The sequence below is a fragment of the Xenorhabdus sp. IM139775 genome (assembly GCF_028598745.1).
In the GTDB taxonomy this organism is placed as follows: Bacteria; Pseudomonadota; Gammaproteobacteria; order Enterobacterales; family Enterobacteriaceae; genus Xenorhabdus.
In genome coordinates this window covers 19,068-33,141 of the sequence record NZ_JAQRFK010000024.1, presented here as the reverse complement: position 1 = coordinate 33,141, position 14,074 = coordinate 19,068, and the positions used below count along the sequence as shown (strand labels likewise).

Here is a 14,074-nt window from a genome sequence, read left to right as displayed (position 1 = left end):
CTTGGACAATAAAGGTATTGAGCAATGAAGCAGAAGACCGTTGTTGTGATTAGGGGAACACCGGCAAGTGGCAAATCCACCACGTGTAACCAATTGAAAGAGGCGATGTTGGCGCAGGGATTAACGGTTTCCCATTTACCGTGGGATACCTTTCATCATTTCGTTGAACCACGATCACACCTGACGCAAAAAATCATTATGGAAGATACTTTGCGACTATTAAAGGTGGCTGATGATTGCCTTGATGCCGGTAGTGATCTGATTATTCTGGATGGCGTATTCATTTATCCTGAAGAGATTGACGCCATTCATTGCCTGTTTACCGGGAAAAATGTCCGAATCCTGCATTATCGACTGGTTGTACAGGAAGCCACTCTCATTGCCCGTAATCAGGAACGCGCGATCGAAGATCGTCTGCCTGCTTCCCGGATCAGAGAAGTCGCCCAAGATAGTTTGTGGAATGACACGTTACCCGATGAAACTTTGCTGGACAGCGCGGAATATTCTACAGACAGGATTGTGGCACAAATAAGCCGGGCGATTATGCAGCAACCTGCACCAGTTAACGGTTTCGCCAATCCAACAACCTCACATTTATGGCGTCTGGGAACAGTGCTGCGTTACCCGGAACTCAGACGTTTTAAGCATATTGATCTGGTCTGGCAAGCAAGCTCCCAGCAATGGCAAAGCAATACTTTCTTCGATTTCACCTTTACGGCGAAAGAAGAAACAGAATTGCTCGCTTTTTTACAGCAGCAATCCCAATCCATTGTATTTAAATACTTGGATGCGGGATCCCACGCTTATCGCTATTTACACCGTTTAGCGCAGCAGCATGGATTACACTGCCATGCAGAAAGTCAATGGTTAGCTCCCATTGCCAGCATCCCGCCGCAAACAACCGTCGCTGACTTTTTGATCCGGCACTCGCCGCGATTAAAACGCAGCCTGAAAAAAGCGCGTAGCCACAATACTATCACTCGTTACAGTACCTCAGGGCAAACAGAGCAACTCTGGCAAGATGCCTTATATGTCGATGCCAGAAGCTGGAAAACCACTCAGCAAAGTGATATGCGCAGCCTGAACCGTGAAGATCTCCAGTATCTCCCCGGCTTGTTATCCAAAAGTCACCATTACCATCTGGCAGTCACTTATGATGAGACGGATACGCCCGGTGCCTGGTCATTGATGCTCAATAACGGTGCGGGTCAATGGTATGCCGCTAAATGGGGTTGCAGTCACCAAGGCAGGGAAAATCTGATGGGGATCAATTGCCTGATGAGTCATCTTGAGATGCTGTACTGCCCGGACACTGGCCTTCAGGTTGATCTCTGGGGCAGAAACAGTGAATTCTATGACCAATTAGCCAGTCAGTATATTGAACGACTTCATCTCAGGATCACACCATGATAGCTGACCGCAATAACCTGTTTTCGGGAAATATTATTCACTATGGCGACTCGGTACGAAACTTTTTCCATGAAGATTTACAGGCTATAGCGCCCCAAGGTGACTGCCTGATGCCGGAGTGGATATGTCAGAGTATGGTTGAATCCGTTTATGCCGCGAATTGGCGGCCGCGCTTCTATCCTGTTTTGCCACCGGAACAGGCCAGCGTGGTCTTGCAAGCGGATATCCAAGCGATGATAGACATGCTAAATACCCTGCAACAACCCTGTGCCGTACTTCTCGCCCATCCTTTAGGTTATATCGATCCGGGATATACCGCATTTTTGCAACAAAAGCAGAACACTCCCCATGCTCATCTGTTTCTGGATCTTTCCCAAGGCTATGGCAGGAAAGATTGCCTACAGGAGATCTTGCATGTTCATGCCGCGTATTATTCTTTCAACGGCAATAAACTTATCCGTACTGGTGGCGCATTACGCCTTCACCTGACAAACAGGGAGACGATCCCCTCCCCGATCAGAAATATTTTCACGGCCTTTTATACCGCCGCCGAAGAAAAATTTGCGGCATTGAGAGAGCATCTAAAATGCCATGCCATCACAGATGATATTCACCATGCTTCACTGTACGCGGCTTATCAATCAAGTCCCTATCGCACAATATTGGATTGGGAGAAATGCTCTCCTTCCCTGCAAATATTGCTTCAACATCAGGGACTGGTTCAACCGTTACTCGCCGAACCCCGACAAGAAAAAGGGCTTTCAAGCTCAAATTATCACCAATGGTATAGGAAAGTCATGTTGATGTTCAGTTCACCCAGAGTTGAATGGAGCCAGTAAAATGTTAGAACTCAAACAAGTTACCCCGCAATCTCCCTTGTGGGATTCATTTCTTCATCTTTATGGCGAATATTTTCAACGCCATTGGCCTGAAGTCTTTGGGGATCAGCCAGAAGAGTCGATAGCAAAAGAAAACCATACCGCTCTTGAGCAACGTATCCTGCAAGGTGACAGGGGGCTGTTTTTGCTGCTGAACGCCGGACAATTGGCGGGATTAGCCAATGTGTATCTTGAACGGGAAGAACTTAAGCAAAAAGAACTTGTGCAAAAAGAACTTGAGCGGAAAGAAAAAGTTACCCTGAATATTGCTGAATTTTATATCAGGGATGAAGACCAACGCCAAAAGCTAGGTCATGGATTATGGCATGGCATGTTGCAATGGGGGCGACGCCACGGTGCAACACAGGTTCATCTGGAAACCGATGTCGGTAAAAATGCCAACTTTTTTTGGCAATCCCACGGGCTTGCAAGCTATCAAGTCGATGAGCGTGTGCATTACCACGGCCCTATTCCTCCCCTAAAAATATTGTGGATCAGGCATGGACACATTATTCCGCTGGATCATCTGGATTACTGCCCTGAAGATCATTTAATCGCCCTTGATGCGACTTCAATCAAACAGGCTAAAGAAATCGGTATACGAATACTGGGGAAACGGCCGTGGCAAACTATTTATACATCGCCTCAACGTCGGGCACTTGAAACTGCCAAGGCATTCAGTTCAGCCGATAAATCGTGTTTACTACAAGAAACGGAGGCACTTTGTGAATTCTTTCCAGAAGAACTTATTGGCCTGAAGCTGGCAGATATTCCGCGTCGTTATGGTGAAGATTATGCCCATCGGTTGCTGCATACCCCCCTTGATTCGCCTTTCAAAAACTCAGAGCAGGTAACGGATGCCGCCAACAGAATCCATCGTTTTATCATGCAAATGGGTGATGAGCTTTCAATGTCTTCCATGCGCATGATTATTTCCCATCAAAATTTGCACAATATTTTCTTGGCTCATTTAATGACACGCGATCTTAATCTTTCTGGGCGATGGCATCTTAATCATCTTCATGGCAGTACTTTTTTATATTGTCCTTACACTAAACAATTTGATGTGGAAAATGTCAATATTCCTTTATGAGAGAATAAAATGTTAAAAAATGCTCCATATATTATCTTTGACGCCGATCCATTCTGTTTTGGCCCGATATCCACCACGTTAAATGTGGTGGAAAAATTAAAGCGGCGAAATAAATTAATGTCAGGTACTCAATTTATTTTGTTAGGTACACTCACGTCTTCTCAATTAGGCCAAAAATCCGGCTTATTTGATGCCGTTTATGAATGTGATACCACTTCTGTTACTGAGCTTTCACGCTATTCTGAACTTATTTCAGGTGCAAGCCTGTATATCAGCAATACTAATCCTAACTCAATTAATTTCGTTTCGAAACTTGATACACCCATTATCTATATCGATACACTATTTTGGATGTGGGACAATCTTCATGTCGATCTGCACCAAACCGAGAAAACATTTATTCAGGATTTTCACGGAATAGAACGCAATATTGAACGATTCCAAGATAAGCTCGGCAATTATCAAGTGATACCACCCATTCTCCACAGCTCTCTGCAACAATATAGGGTGGATGAACATCCGGCAGAAGGCGTGTTAATTACGCTGGGTGGTATTGATACCGTCTACGCCGATACCACCGATTTTTATTACCATTTTCTGGCAGAATTATTGTCTATTCCTTACCTGCAACATGAAACCCATATTACTATTGCAGGTGGAGGAAAAACAATCGTCAGTCTGGCAGACATGTTTGCCAAAACGCATCCTCATATTGATATTGGCTGTTTTGCAAGGCATGATTTCCTGCAAAAATTACATCGTGCCCGTAAGGTATTAGCCAATCCTGGTCTTACGACATTTTATGAGTGTGTCGCTCTCAATAAGGATGTTTTTTTCTTACCACCACAAAATTATAGCCAGCAATTACAATTAGACGTTTATCTGCAACGTTATTATCGTCATGAATGCGGTTTCTTATGGCAACCAGAATATGGTTACCCGGCTATTCCCCCATACCTGCCAGAGAAAGAGGGTTTAGCGTTAATTAAAAAATGTAATGACTTATTTATTAACACCCCCACAGAAAGAAAACGAGCAATGGATATGATCAGCCAGTTTCTTGAAAAAGAAAAAAATTGCACTGATTTTTGCCATAACATTTCCCCAAATGATATGTCCAAAAATGATCTCCCCCGCCCAAATACCGATGACATTATTGTTGATTATATTGAAAAGAGGTTTTCCAATCAAAAATGGTAAGATGGCACTCTGATTCAACCATGAAATAACAATGTAAATATAATTTACTCAAATAATAATCCTGTGATGTTTATATAAAAAATAAATTATTATCATCTGCGGATATACATGAAATCTTATTTCTCTAAGAGGTAACCCTATGTCTATGATATTTTCTAATCTTAATGTATTTATTGGCGGCCCTATTCAACATGCACTGAGATCCAGGGTATTAGACAATCATTTACAAGTTCATATTAAATCTGCTATTCACCAATTGGAATCACTCGGTGCAACCGTTTTTTCAGCCCATCGCACAGAACAGTTTGGCGGAGCAACCCATCTATTTACACCGGAGGAAGTTTCCCAACGGGATCGCCAATGGATGGAACAGTGTGATATTTTTGTTGCTATTTTGCCGGTCTGCCCACAACAGAAACAACTAATCAGAACAGATGGCACCCATATCGAATTAGGCTGGGCTTCCGCCTTAAAACGTCCGATTATACTGGTCACTGAACAACCCTTTAATCACTCTGCCAGCCATTTGCTAAAAGGGTTATCAGCTATTGCTCAGGTTCATCCTATTTCCCTGAATGATTTTTCACATGATCCGGCTATATTAAGCCATACAATTCAATCCATAGCAGAACAGCACGTTACCCAAAAATCTCCAACCATTGCATAAGAGATTGCATGAAATTAGAAAATAGGGGCTACACGCCCCTATTCACCAATTTTCATTCATGATGAATGAATATCTGAATGATAGTGAACCAGTTCGCTGTGCCAGCTAATTAATTCGTCACGCAATTTCTCAGGTAATACTGCGACATGACATCCTTCTATTGCCCCTGCCAAAGCAAGCAACAAACTGACATTGGTTTTTTTCCTATGTTGCTGGAGTTTGAGATAAGTTGCTTTTGCGCCCAAAATCCGTAATTCTTCTACTTTAGAGATACCCACTTTCCATAATTGCCTCTCTAAAGCAATCCCTAAATTAGCTAGATCTTTAAGCCTAAGGGGTATTTTCTGTCTATCGATAATTTCTTTCATGGTATATTGATAGGCTAAATTTACATATTCGGATAACTGTTTTTGATTCTGCCAAAGTGATTCATTAACACGATAATACCGCAAGGTCACAGGTATTCCTCTTTTTGAATAAATAAACTTTTCCATTCCCCTTGCCTTAAATAATATCTCAGCGTGACTATTACCTCGTAAATAAAGCTCTCCATCAGAACTGATAGCAAATAAAACCCCATCAATTAGCAACCCAATGCCCCCAAATTGAGATTTTTTCTTAATCTTGCCCAGTGCAGATACGCCGTGTTGCAATTGAGCAAAACGATCTCCGGATAAAAACATTTTTATCGCTCCATGAGTCACTTTCCAACGCAATGTTTAATCATGCCGGTTGTTAATAAAATAGATAACAAGAACAACTAATTAAAACCATACGCAATCTATTTCCAACTGCCAATCGTTAAGTCAGGAAAATGCTCATTTCTGTAAATTTTTGCGAAGCGCTTTGAAAAAAAGGGACTTGCTTTTAATCAAATAGCGTTATACTGTATAAATATACAGTTTGTTATGACAAGAACCTGTGGCGAGGAACATGATGAGCATCCGAACAACGTGGAAATATCTCTCTGAGAAAAGAACAACAACAGCCAGCACAACAGCGCACGAATATAAAACAGACAAAACAATGGTTGGGATGACCGTGAAAAGAGTGCCTTTTTCAGAACCCCCTCAATGTATTTCACACCCGATAAAAGGGATGGTCAGTGAGCTGGTCTACAGTGAACAGCAACCGGTCATTAATCACATTCTTCTTCCTTTATTACGTCAGTCCGGCAAAGAAGAGCGATGGTTACTTTGGGTAAATCCGAATAAGAGATTGAGCCGTCAATGGTTAATAAATGCCGGGCTTCCCCTAAATAAAATTGTCCAGCTAAATCAAATCCGTCCCATTGCTTCGGTGAGTGCGATGGAAAAAGCGTTGGCGAGTGGCAATTACAGTGTTGTATTGGGATGGTTGCCCGAATTATCAGAATATCAATTCAATACGCTACAAGTCGCTGCACAAAAAGGAATGACTCTTGGCTTTATTATGCGCCCACAAAATTTATTGGCTCAATTTACACAAACAAAATTTTCACAAACAAATAGGCTACAAATTCACTCTAATTACTATCATTGATTGAAACCATCATTAACTAAAATTAGGATTAATCCCAATATTTTTTATAAAAAATAAGCTACCCATTAGCAATCTTTATTGTTTGTAATGAAAATCAATATATTAATATTGTAAATGTTGTAAATATTCGTCAAAAATACTTATTTTGTGTCAGTAGGTAATTAAATTTTTTGTGCCATGTGTCACAGTGCACTTGTAACTTTTTAACTTCGTTGTAGACTTTACACAGTTTAGGGGGTTGTGCTTACTGCTCTTATATTTCAGAACAGATCTTCTGATTAAAGCATGGTTACCTAACAGAACATTTTAACCAGTGGCTAACAATAAGGCTTTTAAAGCCAATTGCCTATTTGGATGATAACGAGGCGTACACAATGAAAAAGACAGCTATCGCAATAGCAGTGGCAGTGGCAGCTTTCGCAACTACTGCTCAAGCAGCTCCAAAGGACAACACTTGGTATACCGGTGCTAAACTGGGTTGGTCCCAATACCATGACGTAAATTTCTACGGAAATGGTTATAACGACCAGATTGGCAACGGCTCTGCCCAAAAAAACCAGTTGGGTGCAGGGGCTTATGTCGGTTATCAAGCAAACCCATACTTGGGTTTTGAACTGGGTTACGATTGGTTAGGCCGTATCGCTTATAAGGACAGAGTGAATAACGGTGCTTTCCGTGCTCAAGGCATTCAACTGACCACTAAACTGAGCTACCCAGTGCTGAACAATCTGGATGTCTATACTCGCCTTGGTGGTATGGTATGGCGTGCAGACTCCTCTGCAACCTACAATGCTAATGCCTTAGCCGGAACCGGTGCAAAAGGTCAGCGCAGGCTGAAAGACAACGACACCGGTGTTTCTCCTCTGGCCGCAATTGGTGTTGAATATGCACTGACCAAAAATCTGGCAACCCGTGTAGACTATCAGTGGGTTAACAATATTGGTGATGCGACTACCGTTGGTGCCCGTCCAGATAATGGCCTGCTGAGTGTGGGTGTTTCTTACCGTTTCGGTCAAGATAAAGAAGTCGCGCCAGTGGTTGCACCAGTAGCACCTCCAGTTGCACCTGCTCCTATCGTTGAAAGCAAGAGCTTTACTCTGCGCTCTGATGTGCTGTTCAATTTCAACAAATCGACCCTGAAGGCGGAAGGTAAACAGGAACTGGACAGCCTTTATAACCAACTGGCTAAAATCGACCCAACTCAGGGCAAGGTTGTGGTACTTGGTTACACTGACCGCATCGGCAGCCAAAACTACAACCTGCCACTGTCTCAGAAACGTGCTCAGTCCGTTGTAGATTATCTGGTTACTAAAGGTATCCCAGAAAACAGCATTCAGGCAGAAGGTCGTGGTAAGGAAGAGCCTGTCACTGGCTCTACCTGTGACAACATTAAAGTTCGCGCTAAACTGATCGACTGTCTGGCGCCAGATCGTCGTGTCATTATCAATATTCAGGGCACGACTGAAGTGGTGACTCAGCCACAAGCAGCTCACTAATATTGCTATAATCGATTGATCAAAAACCCCATTTAACTGGGGTTTTTGTTTTTTTAGCTGTTTTTCTATTTTTTAGGCGGCTCATTTCCCTAATATAGCTTCCAAATCCTGTTTCAGACTCGACATTTGATGCGTATACTTTTCCCGATATTCAGCATCTTCCAAGAGCTGGACGATCATTTCTGACAGGGTATTACCGCGACGTCGGGAGAGCGCTGAAAGCCGCTGCCAAACATGAAAATCCAAATCGATAGATTTCTTACGCGAGTGTTGGTGTTCAGCATTAAAATGACGCTTACGCCGTGCCCGAATCGTTTGCTTCATTCGGTTGGATAAATCCGGATTCATATGCTGGGAAATCCATGTTAGTACTTTGACTGGCTCGCTTTCTAAATTCATTAATTCATTGACTGCATTTTGCGCAGCATTTTTTTCAATGTATTGAGTAATCGGCTCACCTTCACGGTGTTTTTTTGCTAAATAAGCCCATTTCCAGCCACATTCCAGATTTTCCAATTGTTGATATTTCATTTTATCTCTCAGTGACAGCGTAACTTAAATTAAGCATAGCAATTATTCCTTAAAATTACCTAATAGCAACTCAGATATTGGCATATTTTACAAGCAATAAAAGTACTGGCTCAAATGTCGTTTCTTGCAAAATTCTGGCATGTTGGTTCACTGCTTAATCTTGTATAATAAATGTTTCCTTTTTAACACTATGACGTAGCTATCACTTTGACGAATATAAAACTAGACTGGCAGGCATTACAGCCAAACAATGCGCCTTATCAGGCACTCTTTAATTCTGTCGCTGAATTATCCCCTATCACAATGGATAGAGTTCAGCCCAGGCTGCACAGTGGGTTATCCCTTTTTTGCCAGACCGCCCTGCGTCAACCGTTTATGCTGTTAAAGGCAGAAGAGAGTGATGTTTACCTGTCTCTTTTATCCGATACTATTTCCTCTTTGTTGCCAAAGGACTGCCCAGATATTGGCGGTTATTATCAGACCGAGCATCAAACCATTACCTGGCACCCTTCAGGCGAAGGCCTTTTTGCGCCAATCAAACGCGTTGTTTACTGTGAATGGATTGAACCTGAGCAATTATTCGGCAATCTCTATACCTATCAAGAAGTCATTCAACTGCAACCCGGGCTTATCCATCAGGTGAATGGGGGTGTCTTGATTTTGCCCCTGCGTACCCTGCTCTCCCAGCCATTGATGTGGGTTCGTCTCAAGCAGATGATAATTCAACGCCGTTTTGATTGGTTGTCTCACGATGAGAACCGCTCTCTCCCATTACCGATACCTTCAATGGAATTGGATCTGCGTCTCGTTTTGGTCGGGGATCGGTTCAGCCTTGAAGAGCTACAGGCCATTGAGCCTGAACTGGCAAGCAGTGCATTGTATGGCGAATTTGAGCTGGATATGCCTTTTCATGAAGAAGATGATTTGGCCGTATGGTGCCGATACGTTAATGGTCTCATCCAGCAGCAAAACCTGCCTTCACTCAGTGCTGATGCCTGGCCTGAGCTAATTAGACTCGCCGTTCGTTATACCGAAGATCAATGCCGCTTGCCGCTGGATATTCAATGGTTGCAGCAAAAACTGGAAGCCGCAGCCAATTATCATCAGGAACAACAGATTACCCAACACTCTCTGCAACAAGCGGAAGATAATCGTACTTGGCGTCATGGCTATTTGGCTGAACGCAGCATGGATGAAATTCTGAAAGGCCAGATATTGATTCATACGCAAGGCTCAGTTATCGGCCAAATCAATGGGTTATCCGTACTCGAATATCCTGGGCACCCTACCCCACTGGGAGAACCCTCCCGTATCAGTTGTGTTGCACATCTGGGGGATGGAGAATTTATTGATGTGGAACGCAAGGTTGAGTTGGGCGGCAATATTCATGCAAAAGGCATGCTGATCATGCAGGCTTATTTAATTTCTGAATTGAAATTAGATCAACCACAACCGTTCTCTGCTTCTATCGTATTTGAACAATCTTATGGTGAAGTAGATGGGGACAGCGCGTCACTCGCCGAATTATGTGCCCTTATCAGCGCCTTGTCACAGCAGCCTATCGATCAGCAAATTGCCGTGACTGGGGCGGTGGATCAATTCGGTTATGTACAACCTATCGGCGGCGTTAATGAAAAAATTGAGGGTTTTTTCCGCTTATGTCACTACCGGGAGCTAACCGGTCATCAAGGTGTCATTATTCCAACCGCCAATATTCAACATTTGTGCCTGAGTCAGGATGTTGTTAATGCAGTAAAAAATGAGCAATTTCATATTTGGGCGGTTGGGCATGTCTCTGAGGCTACACCACTGTTAACAGGCATGCTCTACTATGGTTCACAAGGACATGATTCACAAGACTATGATCCACAAGACCATGACCCACAAAATCATGAACCTCAAGATCATGAACCGCAAAATGATCCACAAAAAGAACACTTGTTAGCCATTATACGTGAGCGCATTACACAGGCTAATATTCAAGAACGACCTCGACTTCCATGGTTTTTACACTGGCTAGGTTAACTCCATCGTTATCTGATCGGAGTTGTTGAGCGTACAAGTGTACGCTATTCTCTAGCCTTACACGATTATGAGGCAACCTGAGAGTATGTTTAAAAAACAAGAGTCCTACACGAAAGAAGAACTTCAAGCCTCCGGGCAAGGTAAATTGTTTGGTGAAAATGGGCCACCGCTGCCTTCTGGCAATATGCTGATGATGGATCGCATCACGAAAATGACAGAAACCGGTGGTACTTACAATAAGGGGTATGTCGAGGCTGAACTCGATATCAATCCTGAGTTGTGGTTTTTCGATTGTCATTTTGTCAATGATCCAGTCATGCCCGGCTGCCTTGGCCTTGATGCAATGTGGCAGCTTGTTGGTTTCTTTCTGGGCTGGGTCGGTGGAGAAGGTAAAGGCCGCGCACTCGGCGTAGGGGAAGTCAAATTCACTGGGCAAGTATTACCAACAGCCAAAAAAGTGACCTATCGCATTAGTTTCAAGCGTGTCATTAATCGCAAATTAATTATGGGCCTGGCTGATGGTGAAGTTCTGGTCGATGGCAAACTGATTTATACTGCGACTGATTTGAAAGTAGGCTTGTTTAAAGATACCAGTGCTTTTTAATCCACTCACATTGGCACCCCAATAAGTTTATCAACGTTTCTATCGCCAATGCTGAACACCTCCGCGACTGCGGAGGTGCTTTTAACTCATGTCGTTAATTCAAACACGATCTTCTTGTGCCTGACGCCATCCCCCTAACCAATACGAACGAGCATCCAATGAATAATAAGGGCAATGCTCCCGTGGTCGCCCCGAAACTCCTGCTTGATAGCCTCTGGAAAGTGCCCTTGCTAAACGGTCTCTTTTCTGTCTTTTCATGCCTCATTTCCTCACTTGTGACCATGAAGATAAAACAATGTTCGTTTTCTGCCCGATTAGCGCTAGTCATACCCCTATGTGAAATGAATATCAAGCAGAGATATTCATCGCTTGTTAATGTTGCAAAGAGAGTTGCCCGGCGATGGATTTGGTTAACTGGCTATAGCCCTTTGCCAAAGTAAGGACTAATTCAGCGTAGCCATCTTTTTCCTGTTTCAACTTAAGGCTAAATGGCCGCTTAATCACCCTGCCTGAGTGAGACAATAGCCAATAGCCTTCAATCAATACCTGACCATCATAGCGCCCGTGAAAAGCCGTTAGTGTGATATCCAACGTATCTGCGCCTGGTTCCAATTCCTGCCCAGAAACCAAACGATGTGGCAATGCGGCGCTCAGCTCAGAGATCAAGATTTGTTGTAACTGTTGCTGCAATGGGCTGGCCCATAAATGGTTCGATGCGTTGATATAACTCACCTTCCCCGTCTGATACCCAATGCCGGGAGCGGCAAGATAGTCAGAAAGGTTAACCCGTTTTATCCATAGCTGCCGTTCATGTTTAGCCCCCGGTTTACCTTCCTGTGATACCGGACTCTGCTCTTCCGGTGATAAGTGAGTCAAGACCGGTAACTGATAATAGGTTTTTTGTGGCTGGCTGCTGCTGCATCCCGAAGTAAGCCCACTCCCCACAATAAACACACTGAAGGAGATAAAAAATGCCAGTTTTGCAATCAATTTTTTCATCAGTTAGGCGCCTTTTTAGGTTCAGGATCGTTTACGGCTTCTGCTTCAAATACCAAGGCATTACTCTTGTTATTGAGTGTCTGCAAAACAGGCTGCAATTCACGTAATACCTGATCCAACCGTTGCATATTATCCATCAACTTACTATAAGCCGGTGAGCCTGGCTGAATCCCCTGCATACTGCGATTCAACGCCTGTAATGTACTTTGTATATCTTTAGGCAGCTCCTGTGCTTCTTTACTCGCAAGAATACGGTTTAATTCATCCATGGTTTTCTGCGCTGTTTTGATGGTTTTCCGGCTCTCTTCCAGTGCACGCGTGGCCTGAACAAAGACTGGCTCAATCGGCATGCCATTGATCTTATCCAGCGCCGTGATGACTTTTTGTTGAATTTGCGCCAAACCACCACTGACCGTAGGCAGGGTTTTATAACCTGCAATGTCATACGAACCTTCCCAAGCTTTCTCATGAGGGAAAAAGTCCAGATCAATAAACAACGCACCTGTCAATAAGTTGCCGGACTTCAACGTGGCCCTTAAACCCCGCGCTATCGTTTCTTTTAATTCTTTGTCTGTGTTGAGTCCATTACCCAACTCTTTGACAAACCGGCCAGGCTCGATATGAATCAAGACAGGAATACGGAAGTCACTGTCGATACGCTGTTTAATACCTTCAATATAAAAGGGCACTTTTGCTACCGTTCCTACCCGAATACCCCGGAATTCGACAGGTGCTCCCGGCTGCAAGCCACGCACAGAATCAGAGAAAAATAATAAAATTTCTGTATGTTCTGTATAAAGTGTGTTTTGGATATTTTTCTCACTCTCATAGAGTTTGAAGACTTCCTTTTCTTTAACCGGATTACCCCGTTCCCAACCTTTCGGTATATCAAAACTCACCCCCGCACCAAACAAAGTTGATAATGAAGCCACTTCAACCCGTATCCCTTGTGATGACATATCAAATGTGACACCACTGTCTTCCCAGAATCTGACATTGGTGGTCAACAGGGCGTCATAAGGTGCTTTAACGAAAATTTGATAGCGAACCAATCGGGAGACTGGATCAAACGTGCCGGCTTCAACGGAACCTACGCGATATCCCCGAAATAACACCGGATCGCCGGGGGTTAACCGCCCTGCTTTCTCGCTGGTCAGAATAAGGCGAATTCCTTTTACATCAGGGGAAGCAAGTGGTGGGGCATCCAGCAATGAAAAGCTGTTTTCTTCTTCATCTTCTGTACCGGGCTGTAATTCGATAAAAACCCCGGACAGTAATGTACTCAGGCCAGAAACACCTTCACGGCCAATCTGAGGTTTCACCACCCAGAAAGCCGAATCTTTGTGTAACAAGCGATTCATGCCGTCATTGAGGCGGGCTTTAATGATAACCTGCCCCAAATTTTCGCTCAAAGACACGCTTTCAACGACGCCAACGTCAACGCTGCGGCTTTTAATCTTAGTTTTACCGGCTTCAATACCTTCAGCATTGGAAGTGACCAATGTGACTTCCGGTCCCTGATGACTGAAATGATAAAACAGTATCCAAGCCCCGATAAGCACAGTGATAATGGGTACGATCCATACAGGTGACCAGCTCTTAAGTTTACGAATTCTGGCCTGAGTCAGATCTTCTTCTTTATCCGTCACC

At 43.6% G+C, this 14,074-nt stretch carries 14 protein-coding genes; 9 read left to right on the top strand and 5 right to left on the bottom strand.

Annotation, left to right across the window (positions count from 1 at the left end; all coding sequences use genetic code 11):
* The first annotated feature begins 24 nt into the window (after positions 1–24).
* From PSI17_RS07515 to PSI17_RS07495, 5 genes are all read left to right on the top strand, one after another.
* Positions 25–1,410: an AAA family ATPase gene (locus PSI17_RS07515; RefSeq protein WP_273551384.1), complete on the top strand. Its 1,386-nt coding sequence runs from the start codon at positions 25–27 to the stop codon at positions 1,408–1,410.
* A complete protein-coding gene (locus tag PSI17_RS07510; RefSeq protein ID WP_273551383.1) occupies positions 1,407–2,249 on the top strand; it encodes a hypothetical protein in 843 nt (280 codons plus the stop codon). The genes PSI17_RS07515 and PSI17_RS07510 overlap by 4 nt, the downstream gene beginning before the upstream one ends.
* 1 nt (position 2,250) lies before the next feature.
* Positions 2,251–3,381, top strand: coding sequence for a GNAT family N-acetyltransferase (locus tag PSI17_RS07505; RefSeq protein WP_273551382.1), 1,131 nt, complete (start codon positions 2,251–2,253; stop codon positions 3,379–3,381).
* Positions 3,382–3,390: 9 nt separating this feature from the next.
* Complete coding sequence (locus PSI17_RS07500) at positions 3,391–4,581, top strand: hypothetical protein (protein WP_273551381.1); 1,191 nt, start codon at positions 3,391–3,393, stop codon at positions 4,579–4,581.
* A gap of 139 nt (positions 4,582–4,720) precedes the next feature.
* On the top strand, positions 4,721–5,248 hold the full coding sequence (locus tag PSI17_RS07495; protein WP_273551380.1) for a nucleoside 2-deoxyribosyltransferase: 528 nt from the start codon (positions 4,721–4,723) through the stop codon (positions 5,246–5,248).
* A gap of 56 nt (positions 5,249–5,304) precedes the next feature.
* Here the strand turns inward: PSI17_RS07495 and PSI17_RS07490 are convergent, their stop codons facing one another.
* Positions 5,305–5,931 (bottom strand): TfoX/Sxy family DNA transformation protein, encoded by a 627-nt coding sequence (locus tag PSI17_RS07490; protein WP_273551379.1) that lies wholly within the window; start codon positions 5,929–5,931, stop codon positions 5,305–5,307.
* A 250-nt stretch (positions 5,932–6,181) separates the two neighbouring features.
* On the opposite strand from PSI17_RS07490, the gene sulA reads away from it, so the two are divergent.
* Both sulA and ompA read left to right on the top strand, forming a co-directional pair.
* Positions 6,182–6,769 carry an SOS-induced cell division inhibitor SulA gene (sulA, locus tag PSI17_RS07485; protein WP_443256014.1) on the top strand — a complete coding sequence of 196 codons (588 nt, stop codon included), beginning with the start codon at positions 6,182–6,184 and terminating at the stop codon, positions 6,767–6,769.
* A 374-nt stretch (positions 6,770–7,143) separates the two neighbouring features.
* Positions 7,144–8,265: a porin OmpA gene (gene ompA / locus PSI17_RS07480; protein ID WP_273551378.1), complete on the top strand. Its 1,122-nt coding sequence runs from the start codon at positions 7,144–7,146 to the stop codon at positions 8,263–8,265.
* Positions 8,266–8,346: 81 nt separating this feature from the next.
* On the opposite strand, the gene matP is transcribed toward ompA, so the two are convergent.
* Entirely contained in the window at positions 8,347–8,796 is a 450-nt protein-coding gene (gene matP / locus PSI17_RS07475) for a macrodomain Ter protein MatP (RefSeq protein ID WP_273551377.1), read from the bottom strand.
* Between the two features lie 207 nt (positions 8,797–9,003).
* Here matP and PSI17_RS07470 point away from each other — a divergent pair, with 207 nt between their 5' ends.
* Together PSI17_RS07470 and fabA are read left to right on the top strand one after the other, a co-directional pair.
* Positions 9,004–10,821 (top strand): Lon protease family protein, encoded by a 1,818-nt coding sequence (locus PSI17_RS07470; protein WP_273551376.1) that lies wholly within the window; start codon positions 9,004–9,006, stop codon positions 10,819–10,821.
* Positions 10,822–10,906: 85 nt separating this feature from the next.
* The gene (fabA, locus tag PSI17_RS07465) at positions 10,907–11,425 is read left to right on the top strand and encodes a bifunctional 3-hydroxydecanoyl-ACP dehydratase/trans-2-decenoyl-ACP isomerase (protein WP_273551375.1); all 519 of its coding nucleotides are present in this window, start codon (positions 10,907–10,909) and stop codon (positions 11,423–11,425) included.
* Positions 11,426–11,524: 99 nt separating this feature from the next.
* On the opposite strand, the gene rmf is transcribed toward fabA, so the two are convergent.
* From rmf to pqiB, 3 genes are all read right to left on the bottom strand, one after another.
* The gene (gene rmf, locus PSI17_RS07460; protein WP_273551374.1) at positions 11,525–11,683 is read right to left on the bottom strand and encodes a ribosome modulation factor; all 159 of its coding nucleotides are present in this window, start codon (positions 11,681–11,683) and stop codon (positions 11,525–11,527) included.
* A 114-nt stretch (positions 11,684–11,797) separates the two neighbouring features.
* Positions 11,798–12,424 carry a membrane integrity-associated transporter subunit PqiC gene (gene pqiC, locus PSI17_RS07455; protein ID WP_273551373.1) on the bottom strand — a complete coding sequence of 209 codons (627 nt, stop codon included), beginning with the start codon at positions 12,422–12,424 and terminating at the stop codon, positions 11,798–11,800.
* The gene (pqiB, locus tag PSI17_RS07450; protein ID WP_443256013.1) at positions 12,424–14,073 is read right to left on the bottom strand and encodes an intermembrane transport protein PqiB; all 1,650 of its coding nucleotides are present in this window, start codon (positions 14,071–14,073) and stop codon (positions 12,424–12,426) included. The genes pqiC and pqiB overlap by 1 nt, the downstream gene beginning before the upstream one ends.
* Between the last annotated feature and the right edge of the window lies 1 nt (position 14,074).